The sequence below is a fragment of the Azomonas macrocytogenes genome, assembly GCF_014191985.1.
In the GTDB taxonomy this organism is placed as follows: Bacteria; Pseudomonadota; Gammaproteobacteria; order Pseudomonadales; family Pseudomonadaceae; genus Azomonas; species Azomonas macrocytogenes.
The window spans coordinates 1-435 of record NZ_JACHXI010000057.1; the positions used below are offsets into that span (position 1 = coordinate 1).

Genomic DNA, 435 nt, shown 5'->3' on the forward strand with positions numbered 1-435 from the left:
AGAGAACCTCACGCCCATGTCGCGGCGCGTGACCATCAAGACGCTGCTGGTCAATCAGCAGCGGGCCAGTCCGCAGTCGCTCGCCAAGCACCTGCGCTACATCGAGCGCGACGGCGCCGGCCGCGATGGCGAGCCAGGCCAAGCCTATGGGCCGCAGACCGATGCTGCCGACCTCGACGCCTTCAAGGAACGCTGCGCCGACGACCGGCACCATTTCCGCTTCATCCTCTCGCCGGAGGATGGCGCGGAACTGGACGACCTGCGCACCTACACGCGGCATCTCATGGGCCGCATGGAAGCCGACCTGGGCACACGGCTGGAATGGGTGGCGGTCGATCACTGGAACACCGACAACCCGCACACCCACTTGATCGTGCGCGGACGGGACGACACGGGCAAAGACCTCATCATCGCGGGCGACTACATCGCCGATGG

At 66.4% G+C, this 435-nt stretch carries 1 pseudogene; it reads left to right on the top strand.

Going from position 1 to position 435, the window contains the following annotated elements:
• A pseudogene (locus FHR87_RS19040) lies at nucleotides 1-435 on the top strand (type VI secretion protein); the annotation flags it as partial.